The following is a 15,435-nucleotide window of genomic DNA, read 5'->3' on the forward strand; positions in this document are numbered from 1 at the left end:
TGAGGTTTGGTTCAACCCCGCCATGTTTTTTAGGTAAGGTCAGTCATGAGTGCCAACCCCATTGTTCTCAACGTCAACGGCATCGAAGTCATCTACAACCACGTGATCTTGGTGCTCAAAGGCGTGTCGCTGCAAGTGCCAGAAGGCGGCATCGTCGCCATTTTGGGTGGCAACGGTGCTGGCAAGACCACCACCTTGCGCGCCATCTCCAACTTGCTGCAAGGCGAGCGAGGTGCTGTCACCAAAGGCAGCATCGAGTTCCGTGGCGAGCGCATTGAAAACCTCACCCCGGCTGACCTCGTCAAGCGCGGCGTGGTGCAGGTGATGGAGGGCCGCCACTGCTTTGCCCACCTGACCATCGAAGAAAACCTGCTCACGGGCAGCTACACCCGCTCAGACAAAGGCGAGGTGGCGGCCAATTTGGAGAAGGTGTACAACTATTTCCCACGCCTCAAAACCCGCCGCACCTCGCAAGCGGCCTACACCTCAGGCGGCGAGCAACAAATGTGCGCCATTGGCCGCGCCCTGATGTCCAACCCCAACATGGTCTTGCTCGACGAACCCTCCATGGGTTTGGCGCCGCAAATTGTGGAAGAGGTGTTCAACATCGTCAAAGACTTGAATGACAAAGAAAAAGTCACCTTCTTGCTGGCCGAGCAAAACACCAACATGGCGCTCAAGTACGCCGACTACGGCTACATCATGGAGTCTGGCCGTGTGGTGATGGACGGGGCTGCCGCAGACCTGGCCAACAACGAAGACGTCAAAGAGTTTTACTTGGGCGTGGGCGGCGGAGAGCGCAAGAGCTTCAAAGATGCCAAAAGCTACAAGCGCCGCAAGCGCTGGTTGGCTTGAATGTTGTTGTGTTGACCCCAACGAATGAATCCCATGTTGCACCCTTCACACCACGACACACTTGAAACACGCCACCACACGCAGCGCGAAGCCGCTTGGATGGCCGCGCTGCCTGCGCAAGTCGCGCATGCGCAAAAAAACTCACCCGCTTTTGCCGCCTCTTTGGCGGGCTTGGATCCCATGCAGGTCAACCACCGCAGCGCATTGGCGAAGTTGCCGGTGATCCGCAAGTACGAGCTGTTGGCGCAACAACAGGCCATGCGTGCCGTCAATGTCTTTGGTGGCTTTGCCGCCATTGGCTTTGGCAAAGCCATGCCACGTGTGTTTGCCAGCCCCGGCACCATTTACGAACCCGAAGGTGCGCGTGCGGATTACTGGCGCATGGCGCGCGCCATTTATGCCGCTGGCTTTCGCGAGGGCGAGCTGATCCACAACTGCTTCAGCTACCACTTCACACCGGCGGGCTCGATGATGGAAACCGGCGCCCACGCCTTGGGCTGCACGGTCTTTGCAGGCGGCACCGGGCAGACCGAACAGCAGGTGCAAGCCATGGCCGAACTCAAGCCTGCGGGCTACATTGGCACACCCAGCTTTTTGAAAATCATTGTCGAGAAAGCCGCGGAGATGGGCCTGCCGTTGCCTAGCGTGACCAAGGCCTTGGTCTCCGGTGAAGCTTTTCCGCCTAGCTTGCGCGATTGGTTGGCCGAGCGCGGCATTACCGCTTACCAGTGTTACGCCACCGCCGATTTGGGGCTGATTGCCTACGAAACCCAAGCCCGTGAGGGCTTGGTGTTGGACGAAGGCGTGATCGTCGAAATCGTGCGTCCTGGCACGGGCGACCCTGTGCCTGAGGGCGAAGTCGGCGAGTTGGTGGTCACCACACTCAACCCCGATTACCCCTTGATCCGTTTTGGCACCGGGGACCTCTCTGCCGTGTTACCCGGCCCCTGCCCCACGGGGCGCACCAACACCCGCATCAAAGGCTGGATGGGGCGGGCGGACCAAACCACCAAGGTGCGCGGCATGTTTGTGCACCCTGGCCAAGTGGCCGAGGTGGTCAAGCGTTTTCCTGAGGTGGCCCGCGCGCGTCTGGTGGTCAGCGGTGAGATGGCCAACGACCAAATGGCTTTGAAAGTGGAAGCCTCGGGCAATGAGGCCCTGGCGCAAAAAATAGGCGAGGCGGTGCGTGACATCACCAAGTTGCGGGCTGAGGTGACGTTTGTAACGGTTGGCAGTTTGCCCAATGATGGCAAGGTGATCGAAGACGCGCGCAGTTACCAATAGCCATGCACCCGATGTAAGAGTAAGCTCAATCCATAACGACAATTTGTGTACATTGGAGGTGCCATGAAAAAACTGTTTTCCTTAAGCCGCTGTTCGATGGGTTTGTTGGCCATCGCTGCGCTCGCAGGTGGGGCTCAAGCCGCTGACTTCCCCATCAAAGACAAGCCCATCACCATCGTGGTGCCGTTTGCCGCCGGGGGGCCCACCGACCGTGTGGCCCGCGATTTGGCCGAGTCCATGCGCAAGCCTTTGGGTGGCGTGATCGTGGTGATTGACAACGCGGCTGGCGCTGGGGGCACCATTGGTGCCAACAAAGTTGCCAAGGCGGTTCCTGATGGCCACACTTTGTTTTTGCACCACATTGGCATGGCCACGTCGCCTGCGCTCTACCGCAAGCTGCCCTACGACACGATGGAAGACTTCGAGTACTTGGGCATGGTCAATGAAGTGCCCATGACCTTGATTGCGCGGCCCAATATTCCCGCCAACAACTTCAAAGAATTGTCCGCTTGGATTACCCAGCAAAAAGGCGCTGTCAATTTGGGCAATGCCGGTTTGGGTGCTGCCTCTCATTTGTGCGGTTTGTTGTTTCAAAGCGCGCTCAAGGTGGACATGACCACCGTGCCCTACAAAGGCACGGCGCCGGCCATGACCGACTTGATGGGCGGACAGATCGACTTGTTGTGTGACCAAACCACCAACACCACCAGCCAAATCGAAGGTAAAAAAGTCAAAGCGTTTGGCGTCACCACCACCAAACGCCTGACCACGCCAGCCCTCAAAGACCTGCCCACTTTGCAAGAAGCTGGTTTGAAAGATTTTGAGGTCACCATTTGGCACGGTCTGTATGCGCCCAAAGGCACACCGGCAGACGTGTTGGTCAAACTCAACACCGCCCTCAAGGCGGCACTCAAGGACCCTGAGTTCCTCAAGAAAGAAGAGGCCTTGGGTGCGGTCGTGGTGAACGACAAACGCACAGCGCCCGCAGAGCACAAGAAATTTGTAGCTGCTGAAATTGCCAAGTGGGGGCCCATCATCAAGGCAGCGGGCATTTACGCTGACTGATCTCCTGACCCGAACAAGCCACCTTCGGGTGGCTTTTTTCATGAAAGAACTTGATATGACGTTTCGTCGAACTCTGTTGAAATCTCTGGCCCAGTTGGGCTTGCTGGCATTCGCCGTGGGCGGCGGCATGCAGGCCGGCGCGCAAAGCTGGCCGACCAAACCGGTGCGCATCGTGGTGCCGTTCACACCCGGGGGCACCACCGACATCTTGGCCCGCGCCATTGCGCCAGAACTTGGCAAAGCGTTTGGTCAAAGTTTCATCGTTGATAACAAAGGCGGTGCCGGTGGCAACTTGGGCGCTGAAATCGTGGCCAGGTCCCCAGCCGACGGCTACACCTTGCTCATGGGCACCGTGGGTACCCATGGCATCAACCGCGCGCTGTACGAGAAGTTGCCGTTTGACCCCATCAAAGACTTTGCGCCCATCACCTTGGTGGCCGGTGTGCCCAACGTCATGGTGGTCAACACCGAGCGCGCCAAAGAGCGCAACATCAACACCGTGGCTGAATTCATCGCCTATGCCAAAGCCAACCCTGCCAAGCTCAACATGGCTTCAAGCGGCAATGGCACCTCCATCCATTTGTCGGGCGAATTGTTCAAAAGCATGAGCGGCACATTCATGGTTCATTTTCCCTACAAGGGATCGGGCCCGGCCCTGCTGGACTTGGTGGGGGGATCGACCGATGTGATGTTTGGCAACCTGCCTTCGTCCATGGCCCTGATCAAAGCGGGCAAGCTCAAAGCCCTGGCCGTCACCAGTGCCCAGCGCTCCGCAGCCTTGCCCGATGTGCCCACCATCGAACAAGCCGGTGGCCCCGCGATGAAAGGCTTTGACGCCAGCTCATGGTTTGGACTCTTGGCCCCCGCAGGCACACCGCCCGAGGTGGTGCAGCGCATTCAGCAAGAGGTGGCCAAGGCCTTGAGCACACCGGCCATCAAAGAAAAATTGCTGGCGCAAGGGGCCATCCCTGGGGGCAACACCTCGGCCGAGTTCACCAAGTTCATCGATGCCGAACACAAGAAGTGGGCCCAAGTGGTCAAAGCTTCGGGTGCCAAAGTGGACTGAGGGAGGGCGCTGCGCTGACTGAGGCGCGGGCCGCCGCCTACCCCGCTTGATCGGGCAAGTCGTGAAAGGCAGAAAAGGGCAGGCTCTGCTTGACCAAAATCACGGTGCAGGGTGCTTCCATCGCCACCTTGATCGGCACCGTGGCCACCAAGCGCTGCAACTGCAAACCGTGTGTGGCCGCACCCATCACGATCATGCTCACTTGGTTGCCTTCGGCGTAGCGCACCAAGGCGTTGGCCACATCGCTTGCCTCCAACACGTGGTACGAGGTTTGGTGGCCTTCCAGATTGAGCGGTTGCGCCCATTGGCGCAACAAGCTCAGGTATTGGCGGTGCAACGAGGTTTCACTGTGGGCACTCTCCGTGCTGCTGGTGAGGTGGGGTGAAATCACCGTCACCACCGCCAACCTGGCACCCGGTCGCAAACCCAGCGAACGCGCCACCGCTTGACGCAGCGAATACAAGGTGGCGTCACTGGCCTCGTGGTGAGGCACCGCCACCATCAGGATTGGCACCTCTTCAATTTGCTGCGACGGCAAAGGGCTGGGCTGGTAGTGCATGCCCGCTGCGCGCACCCACCGTTTGAGGTGGGTGAAGAACGAGGTGCCCTTGACTTGTTGGCCGCGTGCGGTGATCTTGACGTGCTCGGGGTTTTCCAAATCAAACGCCAAGTGCGCGGCCGACGGGTAGCGTTGCGCCGCCACAGGCTCCAGGCAGCGCAGCACCACCTCTTGCAGCCATTCAGGCACCTCGGCGCGCAGGCGGCGTGGGGGCGTGGGGTCCATCCACAAACGCTGGCGCATGCCAGCGGCCGTGGTCGGGTTGCCAAAAGGCAGCTCGCCCGTGGCCAGTTCGTACAGCATCACGCCAATGGCAAAAATGTCACTGCGAGGGTCCCCGCGCACGCCCACCACTTGTTCGGGGGCAATCCAGGCCGGCGAGCCCACCGCCTTGCGCATCTCCTCAGCCAGCAGGTCTGGGTAGTGGGCGTGGCAGGACAAGCCAAAGTCCAGCAGCACAGCGTGGCCATCGGAATGCATCAGCACATTGGCCGGTTTGAGGTCGAGGTGACAGGTGTTTTGTTGGTGCAAGCTGTGTGCCGCACGCGCCACAGCGGCACCCACATGCGCGATGTCCTGGGGCGAGGGGCGTGTGCGCTGCGCGGTGTGTGCATCGAGCCGTTGCTGCAAGGAGTGCCCTGGCACATGTTCCATCACCAAATAAGGCAGCGTCATCAAGTCCCCCGCGGCCACAAAGCGCGGCACATGGCGACCCTGCAAGACCTGCAAAATTTGGTGTTCGACCTCAAAGCCCACGATGTTCTCGGCCCCGTCCCCCGCGGTCATGCGGGGCACTTTCATCACCAAGGGAAAAGGCGCCGGTCGCTGGTCGGCGTAGCTGACTTCATAGATGTGGGCCATGCCGCCCGCGTGCAGGCAACTGCCAATGCAAAAGCCGTCCAGCTCCGTCCCAGACGCCAGGCGCTTCATCGGCCTGTTTCCAGTCGCTCGGCAAAAAACTCGGGCAGGCCCGCCTCTCGCACGGCACGAGCGGCGGCCATGTGGTCGTAGGGCACGCGGTGAAACGTCAGCTTCGCTGGGCCGCTGTCAAACATGGCGTACATGGCGCGTGGCTTGCCGTCCCGCGGCTGGCCCACCGAGCCCACGGTGGCAATCCAATGGCGGTGCTTCGGCGTCGGAATGGCCACGCCAGGGGAGGGCTCAAAGCGCATCAGTTGTCGCCCCGTGCCTCGGTAATACAAGGACTGGTGGTGGACGTGGCCACCAAACACATGGCGCACGGCGGGGTCGAGGCACGCCGCGTCCAGGCTCAGGCTGGCTGTGCGCTCGTCTTCCACATAGCGCCAACGCTCAGGCGCATCGGCGCTGGCGTGGACCAACAACAGGCTGTCGGTTTTGGCGGTGAGGGGCAAAATTTCAAGCCAAAAGCGTTGCGCGGGCGAGAGTTGGTCGTGTGTCCACTGCGCCGTTTGTCCGCCCAGCGACACACCCAACGCGCTGTCGTTGACGTTGTGGGTCTGCACCAGTTCCTCATGGTTGCCGCGCAGCACGATGCCGCCCTGCGCTTGAAGGGCCTGGCAGCGCGCCACCACTTGAGATGGAAATGCGCCATAGCCCACCAAGTCACCCAGCACCGCCACCCGCTCTGCACCTTGGGTTTGGGCGTGTGCCAAGCAGGCCTCCAAGGCGTGCAAGTTGCTGTGGACGTCAGACAGCAGGGCGAACTTCATGGCGTCAATCTTGCGATTGGGGACGGTTCAGCTTCAGTACACGTAAACGCCGCGTCCCGTCTTGCGGCCCAGGTGACCTGCGGCCACCATTTCTTTGAGCAGCGGGCAAGGGCGGTATTTGCTGTCGCCAAATTCGTTGAGGTACACCTCCATCACGGCCAGGCACACGTCCAGGCCAATCATGTCGGCCAGTGCCAAGGGCCCAATGGGTTGGTTGCACCCGAGCTTCATGCCTGCGTCAATGTCCTCGGGGGTGGCCAAACCTTCGGCCAGCACAAACAGGGCTTCGTTGATCATGGGCACCAAGATGCGGTTGACCACAAAGCCCGGTGCGTTCTTGACCGTGATGGGGCTCTTGCCCAGACGGGTCGCCAGGTCGTGCACGGCTGCGTGGGTGGTGTCGCTGGTTTGCAAGCCACGGATGATTTCGACCAGGGCCATCATCGGCACGGGGTTGAAAAAGTGCATGCCAATAAAGCGGTCTGCGCGTTGGGTGACGGCGGCCAGTTTGGTGATGGAGATGGACGAGGTGTTGGAGGCCACAATCACCTCAGGCGCCAGCAGCGCGTCGACTTGCTTCAAGATCTTGACCTTGAGCTCGAAGTTCTCGGTGGCTGCTTCGATCACCAGTTGTGCGGCTTTGAGGTCGTCGTAGTTCGTGCTGCCTTGGATGCGAGCCAAAGCAGCGGCCTTGTCGGCCTCGGTGATTTTTTCTTTCTTGATCAGGCGGTCCAAGCTGGCCGCGACAGCAGAGATGCCTTTGGCGACCGAGGCGTCGGAGATGTCGACCATCACCACGTTCACGCCCGAGACTGCACACGCCTGCGCAATGCCATGGCCCATGGTGCCGGCCCCGATGATGCCTACGGTTTGAATGCTCATAGAAATTTCCCTTTTTGCTTGGATGGAATAAAAGAATATTAGCGGGTGAAGGGTTGCGCTTGGCTGACTTGGCTCAAGCTTTGAAGCGCTTTTGGGTCAGGTGCAACGCAATGCGCCAAGCCACCACCGCATAGAGTCCCAACACCCCCAGGTGCAGCCAGGGTTGAGCGGGCCATTGGTCCAAGAACAGCGGACGCACCAAGGCGATGGCTTGGGTCAGCGGCAGCCAGGCCGAGATGTCGCGCACGATGTCGGGCAACTGGTCGCGCGGAAAGAACACGCCGCTCAAGAACATCATGGGCGTGAGAAACAGCGTGAAGTAGTAGCTGAAAAAGTCATAACCCTTGGCCAGCGCATTGAAGATCAGCGCAATGCAGCTGAAGGTGATGCCCACGCACAACAGGATGGGCCAGGCCGCCAGCAGCTTCCAACTGTGGGTGATGCCCAGACCCATCATCACGCCCAAGATGGCGGTGATGGTGAACAAAGCCTTGAACGCCGCCCACAGCATTTCGGCCAATAGCACATCGTCCAATCGCATGGGGGCGTTCAAAATGCCGTCCCAGGTCTTTTGCACATGCATGCGCGAGAAGGCAGAGTACAGCGCTTCAAACGTGGCTGCGTTCATGGCGCTCATGCAAATCGAACCACTCGCCAAAAACAAGATGTAGGGCACGCGCTGGCCGTCCAAGCTCACCTCGCCCACCAGGGCGCCCATGCCGTAACCAAAGGCCACCAGCCACATCAGCGGCTCGGCAATATTGGCCACCAAGCTGGGGATGGCCAATTTGCGCCACACCAGCAAATTGCGCAAAAACACCGGCCAAAAACGAAAGTAGGTGTGCATGGTGTCAGCCCTCTTCTCGGATCTGGCGTCCGGTCAATTTCAAAAACAAATCTTCCAAATTGGCCGGGCGGTGCAGGGTGCGCAGACCGCTGTGCGTGGCCAAGGCTTGCAACAGCGGTGCCGCTTGGTGGGTGTAGAAAAACACGGTCTCACCGCTGGTCTCCAGCCGCTGTGCCAAGTCTTTGAGTGGGCTGTTGACCAAGGCCAGCGCGCCTTGCCCGTACACCTCCACCACATCAGGCTCCAGGTGTTGGGCAATCAACTCGCGCGGCGTGCCCTCGGCAATTTTTTTGCCATGGTCGAGCACCAACAGCCGATGGCACAAGCGTTCGGCTTCGTCCATGAAGTGCGTGGTCAGCAGAATCGACTTGCCTTGTTGCAGCAGTTGCTGCAAGCGCTCCCACATCAGGTGGCGCGCTTGTGGGTCCAGGCCCGTGGTGGGCTCGTCGAGCAGCAGCAAGTCGGGGTTGTTCACAAGGGCGCGGGCCAAACTCAGGCGCCGTTTCATGCCGCCAGACAACTCGCCGGGCTTGGCATCTGCTTTGTGGGTCAAGGCGGCAAAGTGCAGCAACTCAGGAACGCGGGCTTGGATGTCGGCTTTCTTGAGGCCAAAGTAACGGCCAAACACCATCAAGTTCTCGGCGCAGCTGAAGTCTGGGTCGAGGGTGTCAAACTGACTCACCACACCCAAGCGGGCTTTGATGGCCAAGTCATGCTCAGGCATGGCCAAACCAAACGCGCTGACTGTGCCGCTGTCGGGCGCGGCCAGCCCCAAGCACATGCGCAAGGTGGTGGTTTTGCCCGCGCCGTTGGGGCCAATCACGCCCAGGCATTCGCCGGGTGCGATGCGAAACGACACATCGTTGACCACGGTGGTGTCACCGTAGCGCTTCATCAAATGCTGACATTCAAACAGAGGGGTCATGTCAAACATTGTGCACGGGCTGCATGAAGCTATCCAACCGCCTGGGACTCATTTGAGCCTGAGCGTTTGGGCTCATTGGATCGTCTTCGCTTGGCCCACCTAAAATCTGAGCGATGACCGAATCCCTCACCGTGCTCTTGCAATACCTGCTGCCCAAGCAGGCCTTGACTGTTTTCGCAGGTTCTGTGGCACGCGCAAAAGGCGGGCGCCTGACCCACGCCTTGATCCGTTGGTTTGTGCGCCGCTACCAAGTGGACATGACACAAGCCGCCCAGCCCGACATCACACAGTACGCGAGCTTCAACGACTTCTTCACCCGTGCCCTGAAACCTGGCGCGCGCCCCTTGGCGGCGGCTGAATTTGTGTGTCCGGTGGACGGCGCCATCAGCCAACTCGGGCGCATCGAGGGAGACCAAATTTTTCAGGCCAAAGGCCACCACTACAGCACCCAGGCGCTGGTGGGCGGCGACGCCGCGTTGGCCGCGCAGTTCGTTGACGGTGACTTTGCCACCATTTACTTGAGCCCCAAGGACTACCACCGCATCCACATGCCCAGCGCCGGGCGTTTGCGCCGCATGGTCCATGTGCCGGGCGATTTGTTCTCGGTCAACCCGGCCACTGCACGCGGCGTGCCGGGTTTGTTTGCGCGCAACGAGCGCGTGGTGTGCGTGTTCGACATGCCGGCGCTCGAAGGTGCCAAGCCGCAGCGGTATGTGTTGGTGCTGGTGGGGGCCACCATCGTGGGCAGCATGGCCACACCCTGGCACGGGGTGGTCAACCCGCCGCGCCCGGGCAAGGTGCGTGAGTGGACCTATGACGACCAAGACTTGCGCCTGCAACAAGGCGAGGAAATGGGCCGCTTCTTGCTGGGCTCGACCGTGGTGTTGCTGTGGCCCAAGCAGACCATCGCGCTCAACTCAGAATGGCAAGCCGCGCGCCCAGTGCGCTTGGGCGAGAAGATGGGCGAGGCGGTTCACTGAAACGCCACTTCGGCAAAGCTGCGTAATTTGCGGCTGTGCAACTGCGCTGGGCCTTGCTCGCGCAGCAGCTCAATGGCCCGCATGCCAATGCGCAGGTGCTGGTCCACCCGCTCCCGGTAAAAGTGATTGGCCATACCGGGTAGCTTGATTTCCCCGTGCAGCGGTTTGTCGCTAACACACAAGAGCGTGCCATAGGGCACGCGAAACCTAAACCCATTGGCCGCAATGGTGGCGCTTTCCATGTCCAGCGCCACGGCCCGGCTTTGGCTAAAGCGCCGCTGCGGCGTGTTGTCTGGCAGCAGCTCCCAGTTGCGGTTGTCGGTGCTGGCCACCGTGCCGGTGCGCATGATGCGTTTGAGTTCTGCCCCTTGGCACTGTGTGACATCAGCCACGGCGCGCTCCAGCGCCACTTGAATTTCGGCCAGCGCAGGAATGGGCACCCACAACGGCAGCTCTTCGTCCAGCACATGGTCTTCGCGCACATAGCCGTGGGCCAACACGTAGTCGCCCAACTGCTGTGTGGTGCGCAGGCCCGCGCAGTGGCCCAGCATCAGCCACGCATGGGGGCGCAGCACGGCAATGTGGTCGGTGATGTTTTTGGCGTTGGCAGGGCCCACACCAATGTTCACCATGGTGATGCCCGAGTGGTCCGCTCGCACCAGGTGGTATCCCGGCATTTGGGGCAAGCGTGGGGGCACTTTGCCCAGCGCGTCTTGGGGCTCGGGGGTCAATCCCACGCGCCGGGTGACCACATTGCCCGGCTCCACAAAAGCCACGTACTCGCTGTTCGGGTCTTGCATGGCTTCATGCCCCAAACGCACAAACTCGTCGATGTAGAACTGGTAGTTGGTGAACAACACATAGTTTTGAAAATGCTCGGGGCTGGTGCCGCTGTAATGGCGCAAACGCTGCAGCGAATAGTCCATGCGCGCGGCTGTGAACAAGGACAAGGGTTGGTGCTCGCCCGCAGCGGCTTGAAACGTGCCGTTGGCAATGCCGTCGTCCATGGCGGTGAGGTCGGGCAAATCAAACACTTCCCGCATCTGCTGGCGGCGTTCGGCGCTCATCTCGCCTTCGATGTGGTCGTTCTCGGCAAACGAAAAATGCACCGGGATCGGCTGATGGCTCACCCCCACTTCCAAGGGCACACCGTGGTTTTGCAGCAGCAAGCGAAACTGCTCTCGGTAATAGTCGCCCAACAAATCAGGTCGCGTGAGCGTGGTTTCATAACGCCCTGGCTCGGCCACAAAGCCATAGCTCAAATGGGCGCTGTCGCTCGTTTTTTTCAGCGCACCGTGCTGGGTGTGGATGCGCACAAACGGGTAATACGCGCGCACCCGCTGCGGAAAATCTTCGCCAGCCACGAACTGCTTCATGGCCAAGCGCAAATGGTCTAGGCTGGTTTGGTACAGCGCCTGAACTTGGTCCAGTGCGCTGTCGGCGTCGGTGTGACGGGTGGGGGCGATGAAAGGGGGGCGAATGCTCATGCGCTGATGTTAAGGCTGGCCTGTGACAAGAACGTGGATACATGTCCCGTTGACGAAGTTTTGAGCGTGTTTTCAAACAGTCAGACAACTGGTCTGTTTGACTTTGATAGGACTGCCCATGCACTCATGGCCCGTGCAAGACGATGCACGCACCGAAGTTTTGGCGCCTGTATCTGAGTGCCGTCACCTTGGGTGAAATTCAAGCAGGCATTGAACTGACCCGAGATCAAGACGCAGACAAAGCCGATGAGATTGAGCAATGGCTTGACCAACTGGCAAGTGTTCACAACATCTTGCCGATGGACGCCGTGGTGTTTCGCCAATGGGCAAAACTCATGCACCGTCAATCGGATACTTTGTATGAAGACGCCATGATCGCAGCGACTGCACGTGCGCACAAACTGACGGTGGTCACGCGCAATGTGGCGGACTTCAAGTCGTTTGGTGTCAAGCTGTTCAATCCTTTCTTGTCGCGCAAAGGCAGTTGAGCATCAAGCATCCTTGTATTTCCAACATGCCATGTTGGAAATACAAGGATAATTTTTCTACATATTGCGCCGGTATTGCCCGCCCACCTCAAACAAGGCGTGGGTGATTTGACCGAGTGAGCACACCCGCACCGCGTCCATCAACACCTCAAACACGTTGGCGTCGTCGATCACCGCTTGTTGCAGGCGTTGGAGTTGAACCGCTGCCTCGGCTTGGTGACGGCTGTGGAAATCGTTCAAGCGCTGCAACTGGCTTTGTTTTTCCTCGTCGGTGGAGCGGGCCAGCTCTAGCTTGTCCATCACCTGCTCGCCATGTGGGTTGCGGAAGGTGTTGACGCCAATGATGGGCAGCTCGCCGGTGTGCTTGAGCATCTCGTACGTCATCGATTCGTCTTGAATCTTGCCACGCTGGTAGCCGGTTTCCATGGCCCCCAACACGCCGCCGCGCTCGGCGATGTTTTCAAACTCGGCCAACACGGCTTCCTCCACCAACTCGGTGAGTTCTTCGATGATGAACGCGCCTTGGTTGGGGTTTTCGTTTTTGGCCAAGCCCCATTCGCGGTTGATGATGAGCTGAATCGCCATGGCGCGACGCACCGAGTCTTCGGTGGGCGTGGTGATGGCTTCGTCAAACGCATTGGTGTGCAAGCTGTTGCAGTTGTCGTAAATCGCAATCAGTGCTTGCAGCGTGGTGCGGATGTCGTTGAACTGAATCTCTTGCGCATGCAACGAGCGGCCGGAGGTTTGGATGTGGTACTTCAGTTTTTGCGAGCGCTCATTGGCACCGTATTTCTCTTTCATGGCCACCGCCCAGATGCGGCGTGCCACGCGGCCCATGACTGTGTATTCGGGGTCCATGCCGTTGCTGAAGAAAAAGCTCAGGTTGGGCGCAAAGTCGTCCACGTGCATGCCGCGCGCCAAGTAGGCTTCCACAAAGGTGAAGCCGTTGGAGAGCGTGAACGCCAACTGCGAAATCGGGTTGGCCCCTGCCTCGGCAATGTGATAGCCGCTGATCGACACGCTGTAGAAGTTGCGCACTTGGTTGTGCACAAAGTACTCGGCAATGTCGCCCATCACCTTGAGCGAAAACTCGGTGCTGAACAAACAGGTGTTTTGGCCTTGGTCCTCTTTCAAGATGTCGGCTTGCACCGTGCCGCGCACGTTTTGCATCACCCAAGCGCGGATCTTGGCGGTCTCGGTCTCGGTGGGTTCGCGGCTGTTGTCAAGCTTGAACTTGGCCAGGTGCTGGTCGATGGCGGTGTTCATGAACATCGCCAAGATCGAAGGCGCAGGCCCGTTGATGGTCATCGACACACTGGTGGTGGGGCTGCACAGGTCAAACCCTTCATAAAGCACCTTCATGTCGTCGAGCGTGGCCACGCTCACGCCCGAGTTGCCCACCTTGCCGTAAATGTCGGGACGCAAGTCGGGGTCGTTGCCATACAGCGTGACCGAGTCAAACGCGGTGCTCAAGCGCTTGGCGGGCATGCCCTCTGACAGCAGCTTGAAGCGACGGTTGGTGCGGAAAGGATCGCCTTCACCGGCAAACATGCGGGTCGGGTCTTCGCCCTCGCGCTTGAAGGCAAAGGTGCCGGCGGTGTAGGGGTAGCTGCCAGGCACGTTGTCGAGCATCAGCCACTTCAAAACTTCGCCGTGGTCTTCGTACTGAGGGAGCGCCACTTTGCGGATGGAGGTGCCACTCAAGGACTTGCTGGTCAGTGCGGTGCGAATTTCTTTGTCGCGGATTTTCACCACGTACTCGTCACCCGCGTAGGCGGCTTGCATGTCGGGCCATTGCGCCAACAGCTTGCGTTCTGCGGTGCCTAAATTTTCTTCGCGTGCAAATGCCAAATCGATGGCGGCTTCAGACGCTTTGGCACGGCCTGGTTTGTCTTCGGCCAGCATGCGCGCGGCTTCGCGCAGCTGCTGAATTTCGCGTGCCAGCTTGGCTTGCGCGCGGGCGCGCTTTTTGTAGCCGCGCACGGTGTCGGTGATCTCCGCCAAATAGCGTGTGCGTGCTGCGGGCACCACCGGCGTTTGGTTGGTGCTGTGGCGCACTCCCACCACGGGCAAACGACCTGGCTTGAAGTTCAGGCCCAAGGCCGAGAGCCGCACCTTGAGGGCTTGGTACAGCGCGGTCACGCCGTCGTCATTGAAGCGCGCGGCCATGGTGCCAAACACCGGCATTTGCTCCGTGGGCGTGTTCCACGCCTCAAGGTTGCGCTGCACTTGCTTGGCCACATCGCGCAGCGCGTCGCTGGCGCCTTTGCGGTCGAATTTGTTGATCGCCACAAACTCGGCAAAGTCGAGCATGTCGATCTTTTCTAGCTGACTGGCCGCGCCAAACTCGGGCGTCATCACATACAGGGGCACATCGACATGCGGCACGATGGCGGCGTCGCCTTGGCCAATGCCAGAGGTTTCCACAATGATCAGGTCAAAGCCTGCGCACTTGGTGGCCGCCAACACATCGGGCAGGGCCGCGCTGATTTCGCTGCCAAAGTCGCGCGTGGCCAGGCTGCGCATGAACACGCGTGCGCCGTTGCGCCAAGGGCCGATGGCGTTCATGCGGATGCGGTCACCCAGCAAGGCACCCCCGCTCTTGCGGCGTGACGGGTCAATCGAGATCACGGCAATGCGCAGGCTGTCGTCTTGGTCGAGGCGGATGCGACGCACCAACTCGTCGGTCAAGGACGACTTGCCCGCACCGCCCGTGCCCGTGATGCCCAACACAGGCACTTTGTGTTGGCTGGCCTCAAGACGCACGGCGTTCAGCACCTCGGCTGGGAGTTGGTCGTTTTCAAGCGCTGTGATCATTTGGGCGAGAGATCGCCAAGCCATGTCGTCGTGGCCCTGAATGGCTTTCACAGACTTGGGTGCATGGCCCGACAGGTCTTGGTCGCAGCGCATGATCATCTCGCCAATCATGCCTTGCAAGCCCATTTTTTGACCGTCTTCGGGGCTGTAGATGCGGGTCACGCCATAGGCCTGCAGCTCGCGAATTTCGGGCGGCACGATCACGCCGCCGCCGCCGCCAAACACCTGGATGTGCGCGCCGCCCCGGCTTTTGAGCAAGTCCACCATGTACTTGAAGTACTCCACATGGCCGCCTTGGTACGAGCTGATGGCAATGCCTTGCACGTCTTCTTGCAAAGCGGCTGTCACCACCTCGTCCACCGAGCGGTTGTGGCCCAGGTGAATCACCTCAGCGCCCATGCCCTGCAAGATGCGGCGCATGATGTTGATGGCGGCGTCATGCCCGTCAAACAAACTGGCAGCCGTGACAAAGCGCACCTTGTGCTGGGG

13 protein-coding genes are annotated in these 15,435 nt (G+C 59.9%); 6 read left to right on the forward strand and 7 right to left on the reverse strand.

What is annotated here, in order from left to right:
* The first annotated feature begins 45 nt into the window (after nucleotides 1-45).
* The 4 genes from ACKWJN_RS13120 to ACKWJN_RS13135 all read left to right on the forward strand — a co-directional run bounded on the left by ACKWJN_RS13120 (nucleotide 46) and on the right by ACKWJN_RS13135 (nucleotide 4,270).
* Nucleotides 46-855 (forward strand): ABC transporter ATP-binding protein, encoded by an 810-nt coding sequence (locus ACKWJN_RS13120; RefSeq protein WP_408597581.1) that lies wholly within the window; start codon nucleotides 46-48, stop codon nucleotides 853-855.
* A 33-nt stretch (nucleotides 856-888) separates the two neighbouring features.
* The gene (locus tag ACKWJN_RS13125) at nucleotides 889-2,139 is read left to right on the forward strand and encodes a phenylacetate--CoA ligase family protein (protein ID WP_408597583.1); all 1,251 of its coding nucleotides are present in this window, start codon (nucleotides 889-891) and stop codon (nucleotides 2,137-2,139) included.
* Nucleotides 2,140-2,202: 63 nt separating this feature from the next.
* Nucleotides 2,203-3,204, forward strand: coding sequence for a tripartite tricarboxylate transporter substrate-binding protein (locus ACKWJN_RS13130; protein WP_408597585.1), 1,002 nt, complete (start codon nucleotides 2,203-2,205; stop codon nucleotides 3,202-3,204).
* A gap of 55 nt (nucleotides 3,205-3,259) precedes the next feature.
* Nucleotides 3,260-4,270: a Bug family tripartite tricarboxylate transporter substrate binding protein gene (locus ACKWJN_RS13135; protein WP_408597586.1), complete on the forward strand. Its 1,011-nt coding sequence runs from the start codon at nucleotides 3,260-3,262 to the stop codon at nucleotides 4,268-4,270.
* 37 nt (nucleotides 4,271-4,307) lie between these two features.
* Here the strand turns inward: ACKWJN_RS13135 and ACKWJN_RS13140 are convergent, their stop codons facing one another.
* The 5 genes from ACKWJN_RS13140 to ACKWJN_RS13160 form a co-directional block, all read right to left on the reverse strand.
* Nucleotides 4,308-5,759 (reverse strand): serine/threonine protein kinase, encoded by a 1,452-nt coding sequence (locus ACKWJN_RS13140; protein WP_408597588.1) that lies wholly within the window; start codon nucleotides 5,757-5,759, stop codon nucleotides 4,308-4,310.
* A complete protein-coding gene (locus tag ACKWJN_RS13145) occupies nucleotides 5,756-6,520 on the reverse strand; it encodes a metallophosphoesterase family protein (protein WP_408597590.1) in 765 nt (254 codons plus the stop codon). The genes ACKWJN_RS13140 and ACKWJN_RS13145 overlap by 4 nt, the downstream gene beginning before the upstream one ends.
* A gap of 33 nt (nucleotides 6,521-6,553) precedes the next feature.
* Complete coding sequence (locus tag ACKWJN_RS13150; RefSeq protein WP_408597591.1) at nucleotides 6,554-7,402, reverse strand: 3-hydroxybutyryl-CoA dehydrogenase; 849 nt, start codon at nucleotides 7,400-7,402, stop codon at nucleotides 6,554-6,556.
* A gap of 73 nt (nucleotides 7,403-7,475) precedes the next feature.
* On the reverse strand, nucleotides 7,476-8,249 hold the full coding sequence (locus tag ACKWJN_RS13155) for an ABC transporter permease (protein WP_408597593.1): 774 nt from the start codon (nucleotides 8,247-8,249) through the stop codon (nucleotides 7,476-7,478).
* A 4-nt stretch (nucleotides 8,250-8,253) separates the two neighbouring features.
* Nucleotides 8,254-9,174, reverse strand: a complete 921-nt coding sequence (locus ACKWJN_RS13160; RefSeq protein ID WP_408597595.1) for an ATP-binding cassette domain-containing protein — start codon at nucleotides 9,172-9,174, stop codon at nucleotides 8,254-8,256.
* Nucleotides 9,175-9,287: 113 nt separating this feature from the next.
* Between ACKWJN_RS13160 and asd the strand changes: the two genes are divergently transcribed.
* On the forward strand, nucleotides 9,288-10,154 hold the full coding sequence (gene asd, locus ACKWJN_RS13165; RefSeq protein WP_408597597.1) for an archaetidylserine decarboxylase: 867 nt from the start codon (nucleotides 9,288-9,290) through the stop codon (nucleotides 10,152-10,154).
* Here the strand turns inward: asd and ACKWJN_RS13170 are convergent.
* Nucleotides 10,148-11,641, reverse strand: coding sequence for an AMP nucleosidase (locus tag ACKWJN_RS13170; protein WP_408597599.1), 1,494 nt, complete (start codon nucleotides 11,639-11,641; stop codon nucleotides 10,148-10,150). The genes asd and ACKWJN_RS13170 overlap by 7 nt on opposite strands.
* Nucleotides 11,642-11,784: 143 nt before the next feature.
* Between ACKWJN_RS13170 and ACKWJN_RS13175 the strand changes: the two genes are divergently transcribed.
* Nucleotides 11,785-12,129, forward strand: coding sequence for a type II toxin-antitoxin system VapC family toxin (locus tag ACKWJN_RS13175; protein ID WP_408597601.1), 345 nt, complete (start codon nucleotides 11,785-11,787; stop codon nucleotides 12,127-12,129).
* Nucleotides 12,130-12,186: 57 nt separating this feature from the next.
* On the opposite strand, the gene icmF is transcribed toward ACKWJN_RS13175, so the two are convergent.
* Nucleotides 12,187-15,435 (reverse strand): fused isobutyryl-CoA mutase/GTPase IcmF (icmF, locus tag ACKWJN_RS13180; RefSeq protein WP_408597603.1); only part of this gene is annotated, 3,249 nt, incomplete at its 5' end.

The organism is Limnohabitans sp. (assembly GCF_046052825.1).
GTDB lineage: Bacteria > Pseudomonadota > Gammaproteobacteria > Burkholderiales > Burkholderiaceae_C > Limnohabitans.

What these genes read in the sequence shown, in the direction of transcription:
- ACKWJN_RS13120 (WP_408597581.1), top strand. Translation starts at nt 46, where the DNA reads ATGAGTGCCAACCCCATTGTTCTCAACGTCAACGGCATCGAAGTCATC.
- ACKWJN_RS13125 (WP_408597583.1), top strand. Translation starts at nt 889, where the DNA reads ATGTTGCACCCTTCACACCACGACACACTTGAAACACGCCACCACACG.
- ACKWJN_RS13130 (WP_408597585.1), top strand. Translation starts at nt 2,203, where the DNA reads ATGAAAAAACTGTTTTCCTTAAGCCGCTGTTCGATGGGTTTGTTGGCC.
- ACKWJN_RS13135 (WP_408597586.1), top strand. Translation starts at nt 3,260, where the DNA reads ATGACGTTTCGTCGAACTCTGTTGAAATCTCTGGCCCAGTTGGGCTTG.
- ACKWJN_RS13140 (WP_408597588.1), bottom strand. Translation starts at nt 5,759, where the DNA reads ATGAAGCGCCTGGCGTCTGGGACGGAGCTGGACGGCTTTTGCATTGGC.
- ACKWJN_RS13145 (WP_408597590.1), bottom strand. Translation starts at nt 6,520, where the DNA reads ATGAAGTTCGCCCTGCTGTCTGACGTCCACAGCAACTTGCACGCCTTG.
- ACKWJN_RS13150 (WP_408597591.1), bottom strand. Translation starts at nt 7,402, where the DNA reads ATGAGCATTCAAACCGTAGGCATCATCGGGGCCGGCACCATGGGCCAT.
- ACKWJN_RS13155 (WP_408597593.1), bottom strand. Translation starts at nt 8,249, where the DNA reads ATGCACACCTACTTTCGTTTTTGGCCGGTGTTTTTGCGCAATTTGCTG.
- ACKWJN_RS13160 (WP_408597595.1), bottom strand. Translation starts at nt 9,174, where the DNA reads ATGACCCCTCTGTTTGAATGTCAGCATTTGATGAAGCGCTACGGTGAC.
- asd (WP_408597597.1), top strand. Translation starts at nt 9,288, where the DNA reads ATGACCGAATCCCTCACCGTGCTCTTGCAATACCTGCTGCCCAAGCAG.
- ACKWJN_RS13170 (WP_408597599.1), bottom strand. Translation starts at nt 11,641, where the DNA reads ATGAGCATTCGCCCCCCTTTCATCGCCCCCACCCGTCACACCGACGCC.
- ACKWJN_RS13175 (WP_408597601.1), top strand. Translation starts at nt 11,785, where the DNA reads ATGCACGCACCGAAGTTTTGGCGCCTGTATCTGAGTGCCGTCACCTTG.